The organism is Geothrix sp. PMB-07 (assembly GCF_030758935.1).
Taxonomy (GTDB): Bacteria; Acidobacteriota; Holophagae; order Holophagales; family Holophagaceae; genus Geothrix.
Genome location: NZ_CP132333.1, coordinates 777,761 through 800,259 on the forward strand (window position 1 = coordinate 777,761; position 22,499 = coordinate 800,259).

General features: G+C 66.6%; 15 protein-coding genes and 1 pseudogene. 7 read left to right on the top strand and 9 right to left on the bottom strand.

Annotated features, from left to right (window positions below):
- Position 1 precedes the first annotated feature (1 nt).
- On the top strand, positions 2-1,999 hold the full coding sequence (locus Q9293_RS03440; RefSeq protein WP_306250057.1) for a methyl-accepting chemotaxis protein: 1,998 nt from the start codon (positions 2-4) through the stop codon (positions 1,997-1,999).
- 51 nt (positions 2,000-2,050) lie between these two features.
- On the opposite strand, the gene Q9293_RS03445 is transcribed toward Q9293_RS03440, so the two are convergent.
- From Q9293_RS03445 to Q9293_RS03455, 3 genes are read right to left on the bottom strand one after another with little or no spacing between them, the layout of a single operon-like run.
- Positions 2,051-3,568, bottom strand: coding sequence for a sigma-54 dependent transcriptional regulator (locus Q9293_RS03445; RefSeq protein ID WP_306250059.1), 1,518 nt, complete (start codon positions 3,566-3,568; stop codon positions 2,051-2,053).
- A gap of 39 nt (positions 3,569-3,607) precedes the next feature.
- Positions 3,608-4,327: a helix-turn-helix domain-containing protein gene (locus tag Q9293_RS03450; RefSeq protein ID WP_306250061.1), complete on the bottom strand. Its 720-nt coding sequence runs from the start codon at positions 4,325-4,327 to the stop codon at positions 3,608-3,610.
- Between the two features lie 3 nt (positions 4,328-4,330).
- On the bottom strand, positions 4,331-5,092 hold the full coding sequence (locus Q9293_RS03455) for a hemolysin III family protein (protein ID WP_306250063.1): 762 nt from the start codon (positions 5,090-5,092) through the stop codon (positions 4,331-4,333).
- Between the two features lie 38 nt (positions 5,093-5,130).
- Between Q9293_RS03455 and ggt the strand changes: the two genes are divergently transcribed.
- On the top strand, positions 5,131-6,783 hold the full coding sequence (gene ggt / locus Q9293_RS03460; protein ID WP_306250066.1) for a gamma-glutamyltransferase: 1,653 nt from the start codon (positions 5,131-5,133) through the stop codon (positions 6,781-6,783).
- An 8-nt stretch (positions 6,784-6,791) separates the two neighbouring features.
- On the opposite strand, the gene Q9293_RS03465 is transcribed toward ggt, so the two are convergent.
- Entirely contained in the window at positions 6,792-7,820 is a 1,029-nt protein-coding gene (locus Q9293_RS03465) for a helix-turn-helix transcriptional regulator (protein WP_306250068.1), read from the bottom strand.
- 272 nt (positions 7,821-8,092) lie between these two features.
- On the opposite strand from Q9293_RS03465, the gene Q9293_RS03470 reads away from it, so the two are divergent.
- The 3 genes from Q9293_RS03470 to Q9293_RS03480 all read left to right on the top strand — a co-directional run bounded on the left by Q9293_RS03470 (position 8,093) and on the right by Q9293_RS03480 (position 11,006).
- Positions 8,093-8,476: a hypothetical protein gene (locus Q9293_RS03470; RefSeq protein ID WP_306250070.1), complete on the top strand. Its 384-nt coding sequence runs from the start codon at positions 8,093-8,095 to the stop codon at positions 8,474-8,476.
- Positions 8,477-9,078: 602 nt separating this feature from the next.
- The gene (locus Q9293_RS03475; protein WP_306250072.1) at positions 9,079-10,053 is read left to right on the top strand and encodes an IS481 family transposase; all 975 of its coding nucleotides are present in this window, start codon (positions 9,079-9,081) and stop codon (positions 10,051-10,053) included.
- Entirely contained in the window at positions 10,050-11,006 is a 957-nt protein-coding gene (locus Q9293_RS03480) for an IS481 family transposase (protein WP_306250074.1), read from the top strand. Before Q9293_RS03475 ends, Q9293_RS03480 begins: the two co-directional genes overlap by 4 nt.
- A gap of 64 nt (positions 11,007-11,070) precedes the next feature.
- Here Q9293_RS03480 and Q9293_RS03485 read toward each other — a convergent pair.
- Positions 11,071-11,871: pseudogene (locus Q9293_RS03485) on the bottom strand (IS481 family transposase); the annotation flags it as partial.
- A gap of 172 nt (positions 11,872-12,043) precedes the next feature.
- Here Q9293_RS03485 and Q9293_RS03490 point away from each other — a divergent pair.
- Positions 12,044-12,523: a hypothetical protein gene (locus Q9293_RS03490; RefSeq protein WP_306250076.1), complete on the top strand. Its 480-nt coding sequence runs from the start codon at positions 12,044-12,046 to the stop codon at positions 12,521-12,523.
- Between the two features lie 78 nt (positions 12,524-12,601).
- On the opposite strand, the gene Q9293_RS03495 is transcribed toward Q9293_RS03490, so the two are convergent.
- From Q9293_RS03495 to Q9293_RS03505, 3 genes are all read right to left on the bottom strand, one after another.
- On the bottom strand, positions 12,602-14,986 hold the full coding sequence (locus Q9293_RS03495) for a prolyl oligopeptidase family serine peptidase (RefSeq protein ID WP_306250077.1): 2,385 nt from the start codon (positions 14,984-14,986) through the stop codon (positions 12,602-12,604).
- 79 nt (positions 14,987-15,065) lie between these two features.
- Complete coding sequence (locus tag Q9293_RS03500; protein WP_306250079.1) at positions 15,066-18,119, bottom strand: SMC family ATPase; 3,054 nt, start codon at positions 18,117-18,119, stop codon at positions 15,066-15,068.
- Complete coding sequence (locus Q9293_RS03505) at positions 18,116-19,246, bottom strand: exonuclease SbcCD subunit D (protein WP_306250081.1); 1,131 nt, start codon at positions 19,244-19,246, stop codon at positions 18,116-18,118. The genes Q9293_RS03500 and Q9293_RS03505 overlap by 4 nt, the downstream gene beginning before the upstream one ends.
- Positions 19,247-19,464: 218 nt before the next feature.
- On the opposite strand from Q9293_RS03505, the gene Q9293_RS03510 reads away from it, so the two are divergent.
- Entirely contained in the window at positions 19,465-19,983 is a 519-nt protein-coding gene (locus Q9293_RS03510; RefSeq protein ID WP_306250083.1) for a polymer-forming cytoskeletal protein, read from the top strand.
- Between the two features lie 59 nt (positions 19,984-20,042).
- On the opposite strand, the gene Q9293_RS03515 is transcribed toward Q9293_RS03510, so the two are convergent.
- Positions 20,043-22,385, bottom strand: a complete 2,343-nt coding sequence (locus Q9293_RS03515; protein ID WP_306250084.1) for a pentapeptide repeat-containing protein — start codon at positions 22,383-22,385, stop codon at positions 20,043-20,045.
- Between the last annotated feature and the right edge of the window lie 114 nt (positions 22,386-22,499).

A 22,499-nucleotide genomic window follows, 5' to 3' on the forward strand; every position in this document is an offset into this window, starting at 1 on the left:
GATGTCATCCATGACTTTCCAGCGACGGATCATGCTCTGGATTGGGGTTTCCCTGACCTTGCTGATGGGGGCCACGATCGTGGCCTTTTCATTGCAGACCCACCGCAACACGCGGGAACAGATCCTGGGCGATGTGTCCTCCCTGGTGACCCTGCGCGCAGCGGAAGGCCGGGATTTTTTCAAGGAGCGCGGGCGGGTGCCGGAAGTGGTGCTCAGTGATCCCTTCTTCCAGGCCTGGGTGCGCTCCTACACGCGGCGGGATGGCGATCTCAAGGGCTTCGCGCCCGTGCAGCAGCGGCTGAAATCCCTGTTGAGGGACACCACCCTCAAATCCATCTTTTTCGCTTCGGCCGCCACGGGCGAGTATTTCTCGGACACGGGCCGTCTGAACTCGGTCACGAAGGATGGCAAGACCACGGCCTATGACGCCCGGGTGCGCCCTTGGTGGGGGGACGCGGTCAAGAAGGGGCAACTCTACGTGCTGCCGCCGGTGGTGGATGTGCGGGGCGACATTTCCGCGCCCATCCAGATGCCCGTGCTGCTGCAGGAAGGCCCTCTGCTTGGTGTGGGAGGCGTCGACCTGAGTTTGCAGACCCTGGCCGAAATGGTGCGCACCATCCGCTACAAGGATCAGGGCTTCGCTTTCCTCGCCGACCAGGATGGCAACGTGGTGTCCATGCCGATGCCGGGCGCAGAGATTCCGATGAGTACGCCCCTGAAGACGCTGGATTCCCGGTTGCCGGATACGCAGGGATTCGGAGCCCTGGCCGCGGCCCTGCCAAGGGAAGGGGCGCGCATCACCCCGATCCGGGTGCGGGGAGAGTCCCAGTGGGCGGTTGTGGTTCCCATCAGCGCCGAAAAGCCCCAGATGCATTGGTATATGGGATTGGTGCTGCCCAGCGCGGTGGTGGAGGCCCCCGCCCGCCAGGCGACCCTTGCCGCGGCTGCCGTGGGTCTGGGCCTGCTGGTGCTGATGCTGGGGGCCACGTACCTGGCTTCACGGGGCATCGCGCGCCCGCTGCGCCAGGCCTCAGAAGCCATGGTGGACATCGCCCAGGGAGAGGGCGATCTGACCCGCCGCCTGGCCGCCACCAGTCACGATGAACTGGGTGTTTTGGCCAAGGCCTTCAACACCTTCGTGACCCGGCTGCAGGACCTGCTGAGCCAGACCCAGAGCCATGTGGGCACGGTGCTGGGTACCACTCAGCGGGTGTCGGATCTGGGTGTGCAACTCCACCGCGAGATGGAGACCGAACGGCGCGACCTCGACACCCAGGCCCAGCTCGCCGGGGCCTTTTCGGATGCGTTCAAGGCCATCCAGGATCACGCCAGCCAGGCCACGGCCACCGCCACCCAGGCACAGGATTCCTCGAAGATGGGCCTGAATCTGGCCGAGGGCGCCATGACAGACATCGACGCCACCGCGGAAAGCATCGAGCGCTCCAGCCAGGCCCTGGCGGATCTGGTGGGCGAGGTGGAAGACATTGTCAGCGTGGTGACGGTCATTGAGGGCTTCTCGACCCAGACGCACATGCTGGCGCTCAATGCCGCCATCGAGGCCGCGCATGCCGGCGAGCAGGGCAAGGGCTTTGCCGTGGTGGCTGATGAGGTGCGGATGCTGGCCCAGCGCACCGCGGAATCCGTGGCCAAGGTCCAGAGCATCGTGGAGCGCATCCAGGGCGGAGTGGCCATGCTGTCTTCGTCCATGGAGGAAACCCGGCACCGCTCCGAAGCGAGCGTGGCCAAGACCGATCAGGTGCGCGCCGCCCTCACGGGCATCCACAGCGCGGTAGAGGAAATGCAGCGGCTCAACGGCAGCATCGCCCAGGCCACGGAACAGCAGCAGCAGGCCGTGGCTGAATCCCACCACCGCATCCAGGATCTGGCGGGTCTGGCCGACCGCGTGGCCAGGATGGCCGGCGAGCTGGAAGCGGACAGCGTGGGCCTGCGCGAAGCCTCAGCCGGTCTGGTGAGCGCGGTGCATCAGTTCAAGATCTGAGCTCAAGGCCGACCCAAGACAGGAGCCCTGAGACAAGCCCCGAGACAAGCCTCAGTCGTCGTCCCGCCCGCGCAGGCTGGCGGGGATGGCGAAACCATCGGCCTTGTACTCGTTGATCTTGTTCCGCACGGTGCGCAGGGCGATGTCGAGCTGTTCAGCACAGTGGGTGCGGTTGCCCTTGAGGGCGCTCAGGGTGGAGAGCAGCCAGAATCGCTCCAGCTCCGGCAAGCTCAAACCCAGGGGCAGCACCACGGGCGTTCCCAAGGGCACGCCCACCAGGGGGTTCTGGGGATCGGCGGTGACGGCGCCAGCGGGAGCCGCGGTCTCCTTGCGGGGTGCCGCAGGCGCCGTGGGAGGGGCCCAGGGCTCGAGGGCGATGGCTTCCGGCGGATCTTCGGGCAGGCCTTCCAGGGCCTCGGCGGGGAGCAGCCAGCGCAGGTCCTTCTGGCTGAGGCGCCGACCCTGGTTCAGCACCACGCAGCGCTGGATGACGTTCTCCAGTTCGCGGATGTTGCCGGCCCAGGGATGGCGGGCCAGGGCCGCGAAGAAACTGGGTACCAGCTCAGGCACGGAACGGTCATTCTCGCGGGCGTAGCGCTCGGCGAAGTGGGAGGCCAGCAGGCTGAGGTCGCCCGGCCGGTCGCGCAGGGGCGGCAGGTCCAGCGGAATGACATTCAGCCGGTAGTAGAGATCCTCCCGGAACCGCCCGGCCTTCACTTCGGCCTGGAGATCGCGGTTGGTGAGGGCGATGAGGCGCACGTCCACGGCGATGGGACGGGTGCCGCCCAGCCGGTCCACGGTGCGCTCCTGGAGCACCCGCAGCAGCTTGCCCTGGAGGCCCAGGGGCAGTTCGCCCACCTCGTCCAGCACCAGGGTGCCGCCATCCGCCTGTTCGAAGCGACCCTGCTTCATGCTGGTGGCACCGGTGAAGGCGCTCTTCTCATAGCCGAACAGCTCGGATTCCAGCAGGTTCTCGGGAATGGCCGCGCAGTTGATGGCCACGAAGGGGCCGCTGCGGCGGGGGCTGGAGCCGTGGATGAGCTTGGCCAGCAGCTCCTTGCCGGTGCCGCTCTCAGCCTGGATGAGGATGGTGGCGCGGCTGTCCGCGGCGCGGCGTGCCAGGGCCAGGGTTTCGCCCAGGGCCGGATCCTGGGTGAGGATCACCGGGGCCTCGGCGGCCTCCTCGGCCTTGAGGTGGCCATCGGCCTTCAGGGCCTTGTTCAGAGCGCTGGTGAGCTCTTCAGGGCTGAAGGGCTTGGACAAGAAATCGAAGGCGCCCAGGCGCATGGCCTCGCGGGCGGATTCCAGGCTGCCGAAAGCCGTGATGAGAAGCACAGGCAGGCCGGGGTCCACGGCCTTCAGGCGCGCTGTGAGCTGCAAGCCGTCCATGCCGGGCATGCGCAGATCGGTCACCACGGCATCGTAGGCGCCGGGTCGCACCATCCGCAGGGCTTCCTCGCCGCCCCGGGCCTGTTCTGCGAAAAAGCCGGATCGCTTCAGGCTCATGGCCATGCCGTCCCGCATTCCAGGATCGTCGTCCACCACCAGCACCCGAAGGGGAGTCGCCATAGCTGTGCATCCATACGGCCAGCGCGGCCGCTCCAACTGTTATCGGATCTGATGATCCGGACTGGAGTTTTGTTCAGGGCGGCGCTTGAGCACCCGCTGGGGCAGGTCGCCCGTGGCGGCTTCTCCGCGCACGGGGTCGCCGTGGCGGCGGATGAGCAGGTAGAGTTGGCGGCGGCTCACGCCCAGGCGCTGGGCGGCTTCCACCCGGTTGCCGTAGGAGCGGCGCAGGGCCTGGTGCAGCAGATGACGTTCCAGTGCGTGCAGGTTCGTGGCCAGATCCTCGGCTTCGACGGCGAGGGGGCCCTGGGGTTCGGCGGCGGGCAACTGGCCCAGCAGCTTCCAGCGCAGCAGGCGGTTGCGCAGTTCCCGCAGGTTGCCGGGACAGGGCAGGGTTCCCAGCACGGAGGGCAGCGTTCCCGACAGGCCTTCCTCCTCCGCCAGCGCGGACAACAGGGCGGGAATGGCCTCGGGATGCTCGTCCAGGCCCGGGAGGCGCAGGCTCAGGCAGGGCAGGTGGCCCGGGGCGCCCACTCGGGCGGCCACGACGCCCCGGGGATGGTCAGCGAGCCAAGCACTGGTAGCCTCCAGCTCCGAGACCTCCAGGCAGGGCGTTTGGCGCCGCTGGGCCAATTCCGCGGCCAGCAGGGACACGCCAGAGCCCATGGGACCGTAGACCCACAGGGCCTCAGGCCGGGCGAGGAGTTCCTCCAGGTGGGCGCCCCATTGGACGTGGCCCGGCAGGAGAACCAGCGGAATCATGCGCTATTTCCCTGGGATCACGTGGAAGAGCACCGCGAACACGTGGCAGGCGCTGCCGCCCACCACGAAGAGGTGCCAGAGGGCATGGTGGAAGCGCAGCCGCTCGAAGCTGTAGACGGCGGCCCCCAGGCTGTAGAAGGCGCCTCCGCCGAACAGCCAGTAGAGGCCGTGGGTGGAGAGTGAGCGCACCAGGGGCCCGGCGGCGATGAGGATGATCCAGCCCATGAGCAGGTAGATGCCTGTCGATACCCAGCCCATGCGCCGCACGAAGGCAGGGTCCACCGGAGGCACCGGAGACGAGTGCAGGTGATCGAGGGGCGCGGGCCGCAGTTCTGAACGGGCGATGCGGCCGTAGTAGATGCCCTTGAAGGTGATGCCCAGCACCGCCAAGCCCCAGGCCAGGCCAAACACGGTCCAGCCCCAGGCAGGGCTGATGCGGCCCAGGGCAGAGAGGCAGAAGGGCGTGTAGGTGCCGGCGATGAGCAGGAAGATGGCCGAATGGTCGAAAACCTTGAAGACGAGCTTCACCCTCTTGCCGCGGAAGGCATGGTAGAGCGTCGACATGAGGTAGAGCAGGATCAGGGTGGAGCCGAAGATGGAAGCGCCCACCACATCCCGCGCCGTGCCGCGCTTGGCGGCGAAGACCACCATCAGCACCAGCCCGGCGATGGAGAGGGCCGCGCCCAGTCCGTGGGTCAGGCTGTTGGCCAGTTCCTCGCCTGGCGTCTGCGGAGTGGAGCCTTTGATGGAAGCCGTTCGGGACATGCTTCAAGGATGACAGACTCTTGCATGCGGAGGCTGCCATGCGCCTGTTCCTCATGCCCGTCCTGTTCCTGGGGCTCTGCCTTTCGGCCGGGATGCCGCGCGGCATGGTGGTGAGCCAGGAACGGCTGGCCTCGGAGGCTGGCGCTCAGGTGCTGCGCGAGGGAGGCAGCGCCGTGGATGCCGCCGTGGCCACGGCCTTCGCCCTGGCGGTGGTCCATCCCGCCGCGGGCAACCTGGGCGGCGGCGGCTTCCTGCTGTCCCGTACCACCGCTGGCAGAACCTCCTTCATCGATTTCAGGGAAACGGCCCCTGCTGCGGCCCACCCGGGCATGTGGCTGCGCGAGGATGGCACCTACGACACGGAGCGGCATCACAACAGCCTCGCCAGCGTGGGCGTGCCCGGCACGGTGGCGGGATTGCGTGAGGCCTGGAAACGGGAGGGGCGCCTTCCCTGGGCCCGCTTGCTGAGGCCCGCCATTCGCCTGGCCCAGGAGGGTTTCGTGTTGTCGGAAAACCAGGCTTCGAGCCTGACGGCTCATCTAGAAGCCTTCAGAAGCCATAAGCCCACCCTGGCGCAATTCAGCCGAGCCGGTGAGGCCCTTCAAAGGGGTGATCGGTTGGTGCAAGGGGATCTGGCGCGAACGCTGCGACGCCTCGCCAGAGACTGGACCGACTTCTACCGGGGCCAGACCGCCCGATATCTGGTGCGGGACATGAAGGAGCACAGCGGTCTCATCACTGCCGCAGATCTGCGGGGGTATCGGCCGGTTCTGCGCCAAGCCCTGAAGGGCACCTACCGGAACGTGGAGATCCTCGCGGCGCCACCGCCCAGCTCGGGAGGGCAGGTGCTGCTGGAGGCCCTGAACATCCTGGAAGGCTATGACCTGCAGGCGCTGGGGGGCTCGTCACCCCAAAGGATTCACCTCACGGCGGAGGCCCTGCGGCGGGCCTTTGCCGATCGGGCCCAGTTCCTGGGCGATCCAGCCTTCAACCCTGAGATACCCCTGGTGTGGCTCCTCTCGAAGGAGCATGCGGCAGAGCTCCGGGGCACCATCGACCCTGAGCGCGCCTCCGTGTCCGCTCCCGACCGCTTCACCTGGCCCAAGGACCGGCCCGACACCACGCACCTTTCGGTGATCGACCGGCGGGGAAACGCCGTGAGCCTCACCTACACGCTGGAGGACAGCTACGGCCTGAAGCGCATCGTTCCCGGCGCGGGATTCCTGCTGAACAACGAACTGGGCGATTTCAACGCGGGGCCCGGGCTCACCGATGCCACGGGCCTCATCGGCACCAACCCCAATCTCGCCCAGCCCCACAAGCGGCCCCTCTCCAGCATGTGCCCGGTGATCCTCGTGAAGGATGGAGGGGTGTTCATGGTGAGCGGCAGCCCCGGTGGACGCACCATTCCGGCCACCGTGCTCAACACCGTGCTGCAGGCGGTGGATGTCGGTGCCGAAGCGCAGGCGGTTGTGGATGCGCCTCGCATCCATCATCAGTGGCTGCCGGATCAGCTCCAGGTGGAGGCCGCCCTTCCAGAGCCCACCAAGGCGGCCCTGAAGGGGCTGGGCCACACCCTCAAGGACGTGAAGAAGCAGGGCTGCGCCCAGGTGATCCTGGTGCGGAATGGCCGGGCCGAGGGCGCCGCGGACAGCGCCCGCTGGGCGGACAGTGGCGCCGTGGCGGAATAGCGGCCTTGCTATTTGACCGTTGGGATCAGGGACGGGGCCCCGGTGGGTAGGACAGGCCTTCCTTCCGAGGTCAGCTTCTGCATCAGCTGGGCCAGCTCCACCCGATTGCGAACCCCGGTCTTCTGGAAGATGCGGTAGTTGTGGTCCTTCACCGTTTTCAATGAAATGAACAGGGCATCGGCGATCTCCTGGTTGGTCAGTCCCTGGCAGACCAAGTGGATGACTTCGCTTTCGCGCTTGGAGATGCCGTAGGCCTCCATCAAGGCGTCGATGCTTGCTTGAGGGCCCTGATCGCTGGGCAAGCTGCCCGCGGGCGCGATGGGTGCAGCCTCTTCTGTGCGATCGAACAGCCAGATCCAGAGCACTGTGACAAGGTTGTAGACCATCTCCAGGCTGACCGTCAGTGTGACGAAATGCTCACGCGGCAAGCCGGAGAAGAGGCGGTTCCAGAGGATGAGGAAGGCCAGGGCCAGGAAGATGAGGGCGTACCCCGCGCCCAGTGCGCTCAACCTTCGGGAGGGTTCGTCGGGGTCGGCCCGCACGCTTCTCCAGAAGCGGATGCTGAGGATGGCCACCCCGGGGAAAATCAGGACATTGAGGCCACGGCTGATCAGGCGGATGACTGGGTTCAGGTTTGTGGCCCAGAGAAGCAGGCAGGCCAGGCCCAGGGCCCCGGTGAGCAGAAGCGCTCCGAGGTGGACGCGGCGGAGCAGTCCCTGGGGGTGGGCAGTGTGCCTCGCACGCAGCGTGAAGGCGAGAAAGGACGCGGCCCACTGAATGCCCACGGCCATGGAAACCCAGAGGAGCCCCGCCATCCAGGCGCGTCCCTGGCTTGGTGAAAGGTCCCAGATGATCGTGGTTTCGACGTATTGCAGGACCAGCCAGACCAGGATCCACAGGTTGTAGAACAACAGGGGTGCCACCAGAGACCCTGTGACGGGGGAGAAATGGTGCTGGGACCGGTGCGACACCATCGCCAGGGAGATCAGTCCGGCAGCCAGTGCCAAAAGGAAGGTCAGCACGAGGGTGGGGGGCATGGAGCAAGCATAACCCAGTCCTGGCGTTGGTTCTTCTGACTCCTGTCAAAGGTGATTCGGACTTTGGTCCGAATCAAAATCAAGACTTTGTGCGGATGGCATTCTCCATGGAGAGGACCATTCTCGGAGGTAGGCAGGTTGGCCTTGCTGCCACCCTCAACTCTGGAGTGATCATGAACACCCGAACCGTCCTCGTTCCAGCCGGGCTTGCGCTCCTGGCCTGTGCAGGTTGTGTGCCCCCGGTCCCTGCGCCTGTGGTTCAGCAACCCACTGTGGCGGTTTTCGCCGCTCCGAAGGAGAAGGTTTGGTCAGCCGCAGTGGCGGTCATTGGCATCGGGTTCCCCATCCAGGTCATCGAAAAGGACAGCGGGCTGATCTCCACCCGGCCCTCCAACATGACCCTTCCCGCCAGCCAATGGGCGTTGGGATGTGAGAACCCGGATGATTTCATCAATCCCTGGAACGCGCTGCGGATGGATTTGCGCCTGCTGGCAGAAGAGCGGGAACCCGGGAAAACGCAAATCACCCTAGTCTGCCAGTATGAAGCAAACAAACAGAGCGTGTACCCCTCTCAATGGATCGCGGTGGCTTCCAGCGGCAAGTTGGAACGTGATTTGTTGAAGAAAATCCAGTCGCGATTGGATCGGCAGCACTAAGGAGGAATCGAATGCGAACCATTCTAGGTCTCTGCCTTCCGTTGCTGTTCAGCTTCGGTGCGGCCCATCCCCGCCCTTCAGACCTTCTCGTCGCACCAGCGGATCTTGTGCGGATGCACCAAGGGGGTTTACACGATGACACCATTCTGGATTTCCTGAAGGTCTATGAGGTGCGCCTCCAGGGGACTGAGGCCGACTTTCAGGCGTTGGTCCAAACGGGTATCGAGCCAGGGACGGTGCACTGGCTCCTGGCTCGGTGGCAGGGGGCCGCGCGGGAAACCGTTCGGACCAGGGAAAACCCGCTGCCGCGGTTTTTTGTTGGCTATCCCCATGATGCAGCCGCCTTTCCGGCCTGGTATTACGAGCCATCTGAGGCCGAAGTGGTCACCACCTCCCAGCATCCAGGGCGCGATGGCCTTCGCCACGACAGGCACACATGGAGTGCATGGCGATTTGCAGGGGGGCGCCGGTTCTAGTTGTAAGTGCCAATCAGGTTGTTCACCCGAGATCTGGGAAGCTGAAAGCGCCAACAAACAGCTTTCTCGGAGCCTCGGGTGAACCTCCACAGTTCAGCAAAGTCTTGCCCCGCCAGTCGAGCATTAATGGTGAAGCGCGTTCTGGAGGAGGACTGGACGGTCCGGGATGCGGCTGAATCCATAGGAATCAGCAGGCGCAGGGCCTACCGATGGCTCGCTCGGTTCAAAACAGAGGGTCCGGCCGGGCTCCTGGATCGCTCCAGCCAGCCGCATCGCCTGGCGCGAAGCCACGAGCTTGGCCTCGTCGTCGAGGCCGTAGGTCGAAGGCGGCGGGGCCAGGCGGCGATCCGGATTGCCTCGGAACTGGGCGTGCCCCGTTCCACCGTGGGCTTCTGGCTCCACAAGGCGCGCATCTCCAAGGCTTCGGACCTCCAGCCCAAGGAACCCGACAACCGCTACGAACACGCGGCCCCCGGCGACCTCCTCCACCTGGACACCAAGAAGCTCGCCAACTTCCACGAAGTGGGCCACCGCGCCACAGGCATCCGCCACCACAAGAACCGCGATGCGGGCTACCAGGTGCTCCATGTCTGCTCGGACGACCACTCGCGGGCCTGCTACATGGAAGTGCTCCCGGACGAGAAGAAGGAGACCACTGCCTCATTCCTCCAGAGGGCGCTGTTGCACTTCCAGGCCCGGGGCGTCACCGCCCGCAAGCTGCTGACCGACAACGGCTCGCCCTACCGGTCCAAGGCGTTCAAGGCCATGCGCGAAGCCTTCGGCCTCACGCACAGCCGCACCCGCCCCTACCGCCCACGGACCAACGGCAAGGCCGAGCGCCTCATCCAGACCGCCCTGCGAGAGTGGGCCTACGGTCCCACCTGGCAGAGCTCAGACGAAAGAAACCAGGCGCTCGGCGCCTGGCTCCACTTCTACAATCACCACAGGCCCCACAAGGCCTTAGGTGGTCAGCCCCCGGTTACCCGGCTGGTCAACCTCGTTGGCACCGACAGATGTACCTGCCATAGAGGTTGTTCATCCGGACTGAGCTGGGAAGCTGTTGTTGCGACACAGCAGCCTTCGAGGAGACAGCCCGGATGAACCTTCACAGTTCAGCAAAGACATGCCCATTTAGTCGAGGGGTTTTGGTCCGGAGGGTCCGTCGGCTTGGTTGGACGGTCAAACAGGCAGCCCAGGCTGCGGGCATCAGTGTCCGGACGGCCTACAAATGGCTGGCCCGATTCAGGAAGGAGGGCCGGTCGGGCCTGATGGATCGGTCCTGCCGCCCCTTGCGCGTCCCGAGTCGCACCGAGGCAGCCGTGGTCGCAAAGGTCATCGATCTGCGGCGGTCACGGCTGCCGGCGACGGAGGTGGCTCGAATGCTCGGCATGCCAAGATCCACCGTGGGCCTCATCCTTCGCCGAAAGGGACTCTCCCGGTGGTCGGCGCTGGAGAAAAAGGAACCACCCAGGCGCTACGAGATCGCCGAGCCAGTCGGCCTCCTTCACCTCGACATCAAGAAGCTTGAGAGGATCCAGGGCGTGGGACACCGGATCCATGGCGACCGTCGCACCCGCCAGCGGGGCATTGGCTGGGAGCATTTGCACATCGCCATCAATGCCCATTCTCGAAGCAGCTACGACGAAGTGCTCCCGGACGAGAAGAAGGAGACCACTGCCTCATTCCTCCAGAGGGCGCTGTTGCACTTCCAGGCCCGGGGCGTCACCGCCCGCAAGCTGCTGACCGACAACGGCTCGCCCTACCGGTCCAAGGCGTTCAAGGCCATGCCCGAAGCCTTCGGCCTCACGCACAGCCGCACCCGCCCCTACCGCCCACGGACCAACGGCAAGGCCGAACGGTTCATCCAGACCGCCCTTAGGGAATGGGCCTATCGCCTAGCCTATCAGTCCTCAGAGCAACGGAGCCAGGCCCTCAAGGCCTGGCTCCACCACCACAATCACCACAGACCCCACTCAGCCCTCGGCGGACTTCCTCCCGCCCACAAGCTGAACCGTCTCTTTGGCCGCGACAGGTGTCGGTGCCAACGAGGTTGACCAGCCGGGTAACCGGGGGCTGACCACCTAAGGCCTTGTGGGGCCTGTGGTGATTGTAGAAGTGGAGCCAGGCGCCGAGCGCCTGGTTTCTTTCGTCTGAGCTCTGCCAGGTGGGACCGTAGGCCCACTCTCGCAGGGCGGTCTGGATGAGGCGCTCGGCCTTGCCGTTGGTCCGTGGGCGGTAGGGGCGGGTGCGGCTGTGCGTGAGGCCGAAGGCTTCGCGCATGGCCTTGAACGCCTTGGACCGGTAGGGCGAGCCGTTGTCGGTCAGCAGCTTGCGGGCGGTGACGCCCCGGGCCTGGAAGTGCAACAGCGCCCTCTGGAGGAATGAGGCAGTGGTCTCCTTCTTCTCGTCCGGGAGCACTTCCATGTAGCAGGCCCGCGAGTGGTCGTCCGAGCAGACATGGAGCACCTGGTAGCCCGCATCGCGGTTCTTGTGGTGGCGGATGCCTGTGGCGCGGTGGCCCACTTCGTGGAAGTTGGCGAGCTTCTTGGTGTCCAGGTGGAGGAGGTCGCCGGGGGCCGCGTGTTCGTAGCGGTTGTCGGGTTCCTTGGGCTGGAGGTCCGAAGCCTTGGAGATGCGCGCCTTGTGGAGCCAGAAGCCCACGGTGGAACGGGGCACGCCCAGTTCCGAGGCAATCCGGATCGCCGCCTGGCCCCGCCGCCTTCGACCTACGGCCTCGACGACGAGGCCAAGCTCGTGGCTTCGCGCCAGGCGATGCGGCTGGCTGGAGCGATCCAGGAGCCCGGCCGGACCCTCTGTTTTGAACCGAGCGAGCCATCGGTAGGCCCTGCGCCTGCTGATTCCTATGGATTCAGCCGCATCCCGGACCGTCCAGTCCTCCTCCAGAACGCGCTTCACCATTAATGCTCGACTGGCGGGGCAAGACTTTGCTGAACTGTGGAGGTTCACCCGAGGCTCCGAGAAAGCTGTTTGTTGGCGCTTTCAGCTTCCCAGATCTCGGGTGAACAACCTGATTGGCACTTACACCTAGACGGTATTACCGACCACCGAAGACTGGCAGCGCCGGGACATCATGGCTGAAATTCAGGCCATGGCCCGGCGGGGATACGTCAGGGTCACTCCCGTCGAAGAAGGCGTGGATGCTCTATCGGGCGCGTCTGAATGGCCGGCTGGATGGAAGGCCTATGGCTTTAGGGTGCCCGCAGGGGAGAAACTGCATGTCCGGCTCACCCACAGCAATGAAGGCTGGTTCCGCTTGATGATGGTCGACAAATGGGGGCATATCGAGAAGGGAATGCTGCAGAACCTCATTCCTACGGGCAACCCCGAAGTGTCCTATATCAATACCACCGACCAGCCTCGGAACGTATATGTGATCGTCGATGATCCGAGCTGGATGTCCAACCCCGAGAACCCTTTCAAGAAGAGGATCGAGCGCAGCTGGGATCCCTCGAGAAAGAAGCAGGATGGGGTGAACTTTACGATGGGAATTTGGGCCATGAAAGAGGCGACGACTCCTGATGTTGGAAGCGCGGTCAAAGCCGAAGGCTGAAGCTGATTGAACGTCAAAAGCGGGCGCGGATACTTTCATGTCCGCGCCCGCTTTGATGAAGGAGAATCCATCTCCGCCCTATTTCAGGTGCTTGTCGAACCAGTGGATCATCTCCCACAGGGTGTGCTCGATGGATTCCCGGGCGGTGTAGCCGTGGCTTTCGAGGGGCAGGGTGACGTAGCGGGCGGTCTGGCCGTTGCCCTTCAGCGCGGCGTAGAGGCGCTCGCTCTGGATGGGGAAGGTGCCCTGGTTGTTGTCGGCCTCGCCGTGGATGAGCAGAATGGGCGCATTGAAGTGGTTGGCTGACATGAAAGGCGAGACCTTCAGGTACATCTCCGGCGCCTCCCATAGCGTGCGCCGCTCGCTCTGGAAGCCGAAGGGCGTGAGCGTGCGGTTGTAAGCGCCGCTGCGGGCGATGCCCGCCTTGAACAGCGTCGAGTGCGCCAGCAGATTGGCGGTCATGAACGCGCCGTAGCTGTGGCCGCCCACGCCCACGCGCTTGGGATCGATGACACCCAGTTCGTCGGCCTTGTCGATGGCCGCCTTGGCGCTGGCCACCACCTGATCGAGGAACGTGTCGTTCACGGTCTGGGGATCGCCCACCACGGGCATGGTGGCGCTGTCGAGCACCACGTAGCCCTGCAGCAGGAAGAAGAGGTGGGACATGCCGCCGAGGGTGGTGAAGCGGTTCGCGGAGCCGCTCACCTGGCCCGCGGTGCTGGCATCCGTGAATTCCATGGGGTAGGCCCAGACCACGGCGGGACGCCGTTCGCCGACCTTGTAGTCGGGCGGCAGGTACAGCGTGAAGCTGAGGGCCACGCCATCGGGGCGGGTGTACTTCACCAGCCTCTTCTGGATCTTCCGCAGCTCGGGCAAGGGGTCTTTGAAGGCGGTCAGAGCCTTCGTCTCGACCTTGTCCTCGGCTTCATGCAGCACGTAGTTGGGCGCTTCCGTGGGGCTTTCGCGGCGCGTGATGTAGCGGCCATCCGGCAGCAGGAACACCGGGGATTCAAAGAGACCCTCGGCGCAGCGGAAGCGGCGCTCGGTTTTCAGCGTGGCGGGATCGAAGCGGTCCAGGAAGGGGCGGTCGCCTTCGGGCGTGGCGCCCCGGCCCACCAGGAAGAGGCCACCGTCTTGCTGCAGTAGGGCAGTCTGGCCGTTGGGCAGCAGCCTGGACACAAAGGCGCCGGGGTTGCGGTATTTGTCATTGCTGCTCAGGTCGAAGGCCAGCCGCGCCTCGCCGGGCTTGGCGGGGTTCACCAGCCAGGTGCGGGTCCACTTCCGGTCCCGCTCGTATTCCTGCACCACGGCCAGGTTGCCGCTTTCACTCCAGTCCAAATCCTCCATGCGGTCTTTGAGCCGGATCAGTTCGGCGGGCGAGGCCTTGAACGGGGCGGCCTGCATGAGGATGTGATCCCGGAACTCGGCTTTGCGCTTGGGATCGCCGCCATCCAGGGCTTCGGTCCAGGCCAAGGTGGCCGGTTCCGTGGGCCGCCAATGCAGGTGGCGCGGGCCTTTGCGCACGCCCTCCAAGGGGATGTCCTCGGCCAGGGGCTGGTCGGCGGCGAGGTGCACCAGGGCGCCGGTGCGATCCCAGATCTCCTCCCGCACGGGGAAGTGCGAGGCGGGCACCAGGAACGAGAAGGGACGCTGAATGCGGGGAACCATGAAGAGCTTGCCATCCGGAGAGGGTTGGACGTTGCCGTAGAGGCCCGGCTTGCCAATGGGCCTGAGGGCGCCGGTGGCGAGATTCACCTGCACCAGCTGGGACTGCGCCAGGAACTCGAAGCGGGCTTCTTCCTGGGCGTTCTGCAGCAGATCCTGGAAGGTGGGTGCCGGGGCAGCCTTGCCTTCGGTTTCCTGGATGCGCGGGCCCAGGGGCACGTCCGGCGCCTTGGGGGCAGGGCCCTGGGCGGCGGGTACGGTCTTGCAGAGCAGGCTGCCGTCCGCCATCCAATCGAGCGGGTTGCCAAGGATGGCGTTGAGCTTCACGCCTTCGATGCGATGAAGCTTCCCGGTGGCGGCTTCGCCCACCCACAATTCCGTGGCTTTGGGGGTGGCGCCCATCAGCACGAACCGCGCGCCATCCGGCGACCAGCGTGGCTGGCCCAGGATCACGCCCGCGGGCAACACCACGGGTTTGGCCGCGCCCGTCAGGCCCTGGATGACGAGGCTCTTGAGGTGCTGGGGACTGTGCGGGCCGCGGGTGACCGGATTGAAGCGCAGGCCCGCCAGCCGCGCCATGGGCTGGGCCAGGTCGGCGATGGTGGGATGGCGTTCAAATTCCGCTAAAAGGAAGCGGTCGCCTTTGGGGCTGTCGATGAGGGAGGGCGTGCCAGGAGCGTCCAGCACGGCCTGGATGGCCTTGGGCGCCTTCTGGTAAGGCGTGGGCTGGGCGGTGAGGGCCAGGCTCAGGAATGGGCCCAGGGATGGGCACAGGATGGACGCGAGGGAACGCGGCATGGGGACTCCGAGGATCGCTGGAGACTACCACGCCATGTGAGGCACTTCGACGGGGGGGGGCGACTGGGGGCGACGTTGGTCACGACACCCGGAAGCGGGCGTGGCTGCCGCCTGGGCCTGGCGTGACTTCCAGGCGGGCCGGGATGCGCGCCTTCACTTCTTCCAGATGGCTGATGAGACCCACCAGGCGCCCGCCCTGGTTCAGATCTTCCAGGGTGCGCAGGGCCAGATCCAGGGCCTCGGGATCGAGGCTGCCGAAGCCCTCGTCGATGAACACGGTGTCGAGGCGGATGCCGCCCGCATGGCGCTGCACCACGTCGGAAAGCCCGAGGGCGAGAGCCAGGCTGGCCTGGAAGCCCTCGCCGCCCGACAGCGAACTCACGGCGCGGGAGCGGCCCGTGTGCGTGTCTGTGATCTCCAGCTGCAGGCCCCCGGCCTTGCGCTGGTCCGTGCTGAGGGTGGCGCGGCGCAGGGCGTAGCGCTGTTTGCTCATGATGCGCAGGCGCTCCGAGGCTGAGACCAGCACTTCATCGAGGATCGCGCCCTGCACATGGCGCTCGAAGGAGATGCGGTCGCCGTCATCGCCTCGGGCCACGCGGGCCAGGCTGGCGGCGGCCTTGTAGCGGCGGTCCTGCTGCACGGTGGCATCGGCCAGGCGGCGCAGATCGGCTTCCAGACGCTCCAGGGCCTCCCGTTCCGAGTGGGCCCGGCCTTGGGCCTCGGAGACGTGCGCAAAGCGGGCCTGGGCTGCTTCCCGGGCCGCCTGGAGGGTGGGCAGATCGGGCGCGCTCAGGCCCTCGGCCTGTTGCTGGGCCTGGTCCAGCCGCTGGGTGGCGGCGGCCAGTTCTGCGGCGAACCGCTCCACGGCCTCGCTGAGGGCCTGGATGTCGTCCGGCGTGCGGCGGGCTCGCTGGAAATCCTCACGGTCGTGGAAGTGGGCCGCGGCCAGGGCTTCGTCGAAGGCCTCGCTGAGGCTCCAGGACTCCGTGCGCGCGGCCTCCAGCTGCTTGCGATGGATGGCGAGGGTGGTGTCGGCGGTGAGGGCGGCGGCGCGGGCGGGTTCACGGGCGGCGCGGGCCGCGGCCAGCTGGGCCTCGGAGGCTTCCAGTGCCTGCTCTGCCTCGCGGCGCTGGGTGGAGAGGGCGCCTGGGACGCGGAGTTCCTGCAGGAGATCCATCTCCAGCATCTCCATGCGGGCCTTGGCACCGGCCTCCTGCACCATCAAATCGTGCAGGCGCTGGTGGATCTCCGACAACTTGGCTTCCGCCTGATTCCGGGCCTCTTCGGCCTGCAGCATCTGCTTCTCGATGGCATCGAGGTTGGCGGAGGCGGCGCGGCTGCGATCGAGCTCATCCTTGTGGCGCGATTCGAGAACGATCAGGGTCTCCAGGCTGACGTCCGCGTGCTCGCCCAGGGCTTCGAGGAGATCCTGGCGGCGGCTGCGGGCGATCTCCACGGCGGCCGAGCGCGACGCGGTGGCATCCTGGGCCCGGGCCAGGGCGGTCTCCGCGTCCTCCTGCAGCTCCATGGCCAGGCGCACGTCCTGCTCATCCGGCAGGTCCACCGAGGGCTGGGCGGGATGGGGATGGGTGTCGCTGCCGCAAACGGGGCAGGCCTCACCCGGCTGGAGGCCCTTGGCGAGCCGCGCAGCGTGGGCCGCCAGGCGGCGTTCCTGGATGGCGCGATGCCGCTCGCGGGCGGCCTGGACGGCCTTCTGGGCGGCCAGCTGGGCTTCCATCACCGCATCCAGCGAAGCCTGGGCCCGGGCCAGCTCTTCGAGGGAGCGTTCGAGATCCTCTCGCTGGGTGCGGCGCTTCCGCACAAAGAAGAGCATGCCTTCGCGGTTGGCCTCTTGGGCCGCATCGGTGCGTGCATCCACCTGCGCGAGACGGGCCCGGGTCAGCTCCTGCTTGGCCGCCTCCAGGCGCCGCTTCTGCTCCTCGGCCAGATCGCCGAAACGCCCGCGGCCCAGGGCCGCCTCGCGGGCCTCCTGGCGGGCCTTTTCCAGGGCTTCCAATTTGGGTTCCAGGTCGCGCAAACGGCCGATGGCGCGGCGCAGTTCTTCGCGGCGCACCTCGTGCTGCTCCGCTTCCGCGACAGCCGCTTCAGCGCGGGCGAGGGCCTCATCGGCGATCCGCGCAGCATCCGCCAAGGCGGCTTCTTCAGCCTCCTGAGCCTGGATGCGGGTGAGCACCGCCTCCAACCGCTCCGCGGCGGGCAGGACGGATTCGCATCGGCGGGCGCGGTCCAGCTCGGTTTTGCGGGCATCGTTGATGCGGGACTGGGTCTGGATCTGCGCCAGTTCCGCGCGGGCGGCGGCTTCTTCCGCCAGGCGCTCGGCCGTGCGGGTGCCTTCCATCCAGGCGGCGGAGGCAGCCTCCAGTTCCAGCCCGGCCTGGGCTTGCTCCTGGAGCAGCCGTTCGGCCTGTTCAGAAGCCTGTTGCAGCAGGGCGGGCAGGGCCTCGGCGGAGGCCACGCCCGCCTGGGCCAGGCGATGCTTGATCTCGGCCTGGGTGCCGCGGATGGCTTCTTTCAGGGCCTTTTCTTCTTCGGTGAGGGCGATGGCCAGCCGCGCGTAGCGGCCGGTCTGGAAGAGGGTCTGGAGGATGGCCTGGCGCTCGGTGGAGCCCGCCAGCATGAACTCCTGGAAGCGCCCCTGGGGCAGCAGCACCACCTGCCGGAACTGGTCGGCCTTGAAGCCGATGAGTTCGGCCACGCGAGGATCCACCAGGGTGGGCTTCTCCGTGGCCAGGGGAATCTCCTGGCCTTCCTTCAGCTCCCAGAGGTTCGCAGTGTAGGCCTGCTTCTTGGTGCCTTCGCCGCGCTGCTTGGGCACCTGCTGCTCGGGGGAGCGGGCCACGCGGTAGCGGCGCTCGCCCAGGGCGAAATCGAAGGTCACCCGCGTGGGCGTATCCGCGGCGGCGAAGTGGCTGCGCAGGTCGCGGGTTTCGCGCTGGCCCCCGCTCGTTTCGCCGTAGAGGGCGTAGCTGATGCCATCGAGGATGCTGGTCTTGCCCGCGCCGGTGGGGCCGTGGATGAGGAAGAAGGCCTGGTCTTTCAGATCCAAGAAATCCAGTTCCTGCCGGGCTGCATAGGGGCCGAAGGCTTCCAGCGTGAGGTGCAGGGGCTTCACGGTTGCGCCTCGCCGTGGAGGATGCCCTGCGACACATCCAGGAAGAGGGCGGCTTCGTCTTCGTTCATGGGCCGTCCCTGCACCTCCTGGAAGAAGCTGCGGAACAACTGGTCGGGATTCAGGTCCCGCAGGCGGATGCTCTCCACACCTTCGGTGGGTGCGGAGGCCGGCGGAGCGGGCTGGATGCCGAGCAGGTTGGGATAGACCTGGCGCAGGCGGGCCATGGCATCAAGCACGGGCCCTTCGTCCAGCAGGTCGAGAAAGAGGTAATCCTCGGTGGGGCCATTCGGCACCTTCATGAGGTCCTCGAAGAGCCCGCGCAGCCGACGCAGATCCCGGCGCGGGCTGATGGGCAGCGGCTCGGTGCGGGCCGGGCCGTGCTCCGGGAGCTCCACCAGGGTGAGGGCCTTGACGTGCGCCGCTTCGGATGCGCTGTACTTGAGCAGGCTGCCCGCATAGCGCACATGGGGCTGGCCCGCCTCCTGGGGCCGGTGCAGGTGACCCAGGGCGGTGTAATCCGTAAACGCGAAGAGCGCGGGATCCACCTCACCAGTGCCCCCCACGGAGAGCCCCAACTCCGAATCCGACACGGCGCCGCCCGCCACGAAGGCATGGGCCACGGCCACGAAGCGATGTCCGGCGGGATGGCGCTGCCGTGCGCGTTCCAGCTGGGCGGCCAGCACGTCCTGATGGGTGCGCAGCCCGGCGTCCTCCAGGGCGAAGCGGGCCATGGCGGGATCCGCGTAGGGCAGCAAGTGGAAGGCGGTGCCACCGATTTGGATGGGCTCGGCCTGTGCTTCCAGGGGGCCGGCCAGGTGCAACCCCTGGGCTCCCAGGAAACCCGACGCGAAGCCCAGCCGCTCGGGGCTGTCGTGGTTGCCCGCGATGATGAGCACCGGCACGCCGCAGCCGCGCACCAGGCGATTCAGGGTTTCGTCCAGCAGGGCCACGGCCTCCTTGGGCGGCACCGCGCGGTCATAGAGATCGCCCGCCACCACCAGGGCTTCGGCCTTGGTGTCGCGGACCATGGCCACCACCTGATCGAGGGCATGGGCTTGATCGTCAAGCAGGCTCGCGTTGCAAAGGGTCTTGCCCAGGTGCCAGTCAGAGGTGTGGAGAAAGCGCATGGGGATCCGCGGGGAGCCATCGGGCATCGTGGGGAGTATGGCACTCCGGCGCGCCTTCCTCCAAGGAGGCGGGCAACTTAGGCGGGACATCCAGGGCGCGGATGTCCTGGTTCTCAAGTTTTCGGACCTGCCCGGCCGAAGAGAGGGTGGGTCGGCCTCCTGTCGGCCCGGCGCTGCCGCCTGGCGCGTCGCAAGGTGGTTCCGGGTCCGGGGGATCCATGTTCTCTTTGGGAAACAAGGCTGGCACGTCACGTCCCGCGGCCGAACCGATCTGCACGCTGCTGGGGGAAGGCACCCGCTGGCAGGGCGAGATCCACGCAGGCGCCAATGGCCTGCGGGTGGAAGGCACCGTGGAAGGCACCATCATCAGCGAAGGTCAGGTGGTCGTGGCGCCCACAGGCTTGGTGAAGGGCACCATTCATTCCAAGCACCTGACCGTGACCGGTCGGGTGGAAGGCATCATCAAAGTGACCGGTTGTCTGGAAATCCTGGGCACCGGCTGGGTGGAAGGCGAAGTGGAACTGGGCTCCCTGGTGGTGGACGAGGGCGGCATGATTCAGGGCAGCTGCCAGTTGCCGCCGCGTCCCAAGCAGCAGGAGCCCGTGCCCCTGGTGCCTCGCAGGGACGAGCGGGTGCAGGAGCGCTTCGCGCCCGTGGCCGCCGTGAATTCCGGCACCCACGGCGCCGCGCCCGAGATCATTCCCGTGCCGCGGGGCTTGGATCGGAACCGGTTTTAGGACAAGCCTTCGGCTGATCCTGTGAACAGGAAGGGCCGAGGTTGATCGCGAGGGGGTTCCTAGCGCTTGGAGCCCGTCAGGTTGGTGGCATCCAGGTTGGCGTCGTCCAGGATGGCTTCGCGCAGATCGGCGCCGCCCAGGTTGGCGCCGCTGAGCTTGGCCCGGGAGAGGTTGGCCTTGCCGAGGTTGGCGCCGCTCAGGTTGGCCCAGACCATGTTCGCCCCATTGAGGTTGGCGGAGCTGAGGTCGGCGCCATCGAGGCTGGCATCGATGAGGTTGGTGTGGCGCAGGTCGGCGCCGGAGAGGTTCACGCCGGAGAGGTTCGCGCCGGAAAGGTTGGCGCCGTCCAGGTAGGCATCCTGGAGGATGGTTTCGCGGAGATCGGCGCCGCAGAGGTTGGCGCCGTCCAGGTTGGCCTGGCGAAGGTCCGTGTCCTTGAGGGAGGTCTGGCGCAGGTCCACGCCGCGCAGATCGGCCCACACCATGCTGGCGCCTGTGAGATCGGCGTTCACCAGGTTGGCCTCGTTGAGGTTGGCCTGATAGAGGTTCGCGCCGCTCAGGTTGGCCCGGCTCAGGTTGGCGTTGCTGAGGTTCGTGCGGTACTCGCCGCGGGATTCCGTGGGCAGGGAGGCCAGGTTGGCTTCCCGCAGGTTGGCGCCCTCGAAGTTGCAGGCGAAGAAGTTGCTGCCGCTGAAATCGGAATTGCGCAGGTCGGCGCTGGCCAAGTCGGTGCCGCTGAAATCGGCCCCGAGGCCCTGCGCGCCGCGCAGGATGGCGCCCTTGAGCTTGGCGCCGGTGAGATTCGCATTGTTGAGCTGGGCGTGGTTCAGGTCCATGCCCTCGAGGGAGAAGCCACTGAGATCCACGCCGGAGAGGTTCGAGCCGGTGAGCACGGCGCGATCCAGCGTGGCGCCGCGCAGGTTGGCCGCGAAGAGGTTGGCGTCGTGCAGGTTGGCGCTGAGGATGCTGCCAGCCAGATCGGCACCGGAGAGATCCGCACCGGAGAGATCGGCGCCGCAGAGGTTGGCGGTGCGCAGGTCATCGCCGCTGAGCTTGGCACCGCGCAGGTTCGCGCCACCCAGGTGGGTTTCGCTGAGCTTGGCGTCCGTGAACAGCGCGCTCGCCAGGTTGGCCCCATCGAGGTTGGTTTCGCTGAGGTCGGCCTTGGAGAGATCCGCCCCCTTCATGTTCTTCCGGGACAGATCCACCTTGCTGAGGTTGGCGCCCACCAGCAGGGTGCCCGCCAGCACCGCGCCATCCAGCTGGGCACCGGTGAGGCTGGCGCCCGTGAGGTTCGCGTTGCTGAGGTTCGCGCCGGTGAGGTTGATGTCGCTGAGGTCGGCGCCGGTGAGATCCGCGCCGCGCAGATCCGCATTGCCGAGCACGGCGCCCGTGAGCTGGGCTGCGCCCAGGTTGGCCCCGGCCAGCACGGCGCTGCTGAGGTTGCAGCCGCTGAGGTCGGCCGCCTTGAGGTTGGCCTCGCGCAGGTCGGCACCCTCGAAGTTGACCTGGCGCAGCACGGTCTCGCCGAGATCCGCCCCGCTCAGGTTCGTGCGGCCCAGGTCCATGGCCCGCAGGTTGGTGCCGTGCAGGTTGGCGCCGCTGAGGTTCGCGCCCTTGAGCTTGGGCACATCATCCCGCTCGTATTTCAGGATATCGAGGTGGCGCAGGTCCGCGCCCGCCAGGTTGGCGCCGCTGAGGTTCGTGCCCTTCAGGTTGGCCCGGCTGAGGTTCGCGCCTTCGAGGTTGGCTTCTGTAAGGCTGGCCCAGTGGAGATCGGCATCGGCCAGATTGCTGCCGCCCAGGTTGGCGAGGTTCAGGTTGGCCCCGCCCAGGGTGGCCGCCTGGAGGCTGGCACCCGCCAGGTTCGCCTTGGCGAGGTTGGCGCCCACGAGGTTGGCTTGGCCGAGGTTGGCGCCCTGGAGGTTGGAGCCCTCCAGCACGGTCTGACGGAGGTCGGCGCTGCTGAGATCGGCGCCGCGGAGATCCTTGCCGCTGAGGTCGAGGCCCGTGAGGGTCACGCCGTTGAGCTTGGCCCCGGCGAGGTTGGCGCCCGCGAGATTGGGCACGGTGGCCGGTTCGTACTGCTGGATGTCGAAGAAGGTCAGATCGGCGTTGGAGAGGTTGGCCGCGGACAGATTGGCTCCGGCCAGCCGCGCACGGCTGAGGTTGGCGCCTTCGAGGTTGGCCTCGTCCAGGTTGGCCAGGCGCAGGTCGGCCCCGGCCAGGTTGGCGCCCTGCAGCAGGGTCTGGTTGAGCACGGCCCCTGCGAGATTCGCTTCACTGAGGTTGGCCCCCGTGAAATCGAATCCTCGGAGGTCGAGGCCGCTCAAATCCGTGCGGTGGAAGTTCTTCCCCGAGTTGAGGATGAAGACCACTTCCTTCCGAGTAAGTTCGCTCATGGAGCTTCCTTTGCGGGTTTGTACAGCATTCAATTGGTACTGAGTTTAGCCCCCGCCCAGTGTGACCATCAACAGGATTTACCCCACTGATTTCTAGCCCCGGAACCGGGAATG

Excerpts from the sequence above, each read along its gene's own strand:
- Q9293_RS03450 (WP_306250061.1), bottom strand. The coding sequence starts at position 4,327 with ATGATTCCGCTGGTTCTCCTGCCGGGCCACGTCCAATGGGGCGCCCAC.
- Q9293_RS03445 (WP_306250059.1), bottom strand. The coding sequence starts at position 3,568 with ATGGCGACTCCCCTTCGGGTGCTGGTGGTGGACGACGATCCTGGAATG.
- Q9293_RS03475 (WP_306250072.1), top strand. The coding sequence starts at position 9,079 with ATGGTGAAGCGCGTTCTGGAGGAGGACTGGACGGTCCGGGATGCGGCT.
- Q9293_RS03505 (WP_306250081.1), bottom strand. The coding sequence starts at position 19,246 with ATGCGCTTTCTCCACACCTCTGACTGGCACCTGGGCAAGACCCTTTGC.
- Q9293_RS03440 (WP_306250057.1), top strand. The coding sequence starts at position 2 with ATGTCATCCATGACTTTCCAGCGACGGATCATGCTCTGGATTGGGGTT.
- ggt (WP_306250066.1), top strand. The coding sequence starts at position 5,131 with ATGCGCCTGTTCCTCATGCCCGTCCTGTTCCTGGGGCTCTGCCTTTCG.
- Q9293_RS03495 (WP_306250077.1), bottom strand. The coding sequence starts at position 14,986 with ATGCCGCGTTCCCTCGCGTCCATCCTGTGCCCATCCCTGGGCCCATTC.
- Q9293_RS03455 (WP_306250063.1), bottom strand. The coding sequence starts at position 5,092 with ATGTCCCGAACGGCTTCCATCAAAGGCTCCACTCCGCAGACGCCAGGC.
- Q9293_RS03515 (WP_306250084.1), bottom strand. The coding sequence starts at position 22,385 with ATGAGCGAACTTACTCGGAAGGAAGTGGTCTTCATCCTCAACTCGGGG.
- Q9293_RS03510 (WP_306250083.1), top strand. The coding sequence starts at position 19,465 with ATGTTCTCTTTGGGAAACAAGGCTGGCACGTCACGTCCCGCGGCCGAA.
- Q9293_RS03480 (WP_306250074.1), top strand. The coding sequence starts at position 10,050 with ATGAACCTTCACAGTTCAGCAAAGACATGCCCATTTAGTCGAGGGGTT.
- Q9293_RS03490 (WP_306250076.1), top strand. The coding sequence starts at position 12,044 with ATGGCTGAAATTCAGGCCATGGCCCGGCGGGGATACGTCAGGGTCACT.
- Q9293_RS03465 (WP_306250068.1), bottom strand. The coding sequence starts at position 7,820 with ATGCCCCCCACCCTCGTGCTGACCTTCCTTTTGGCACTGGCTGCCGGA.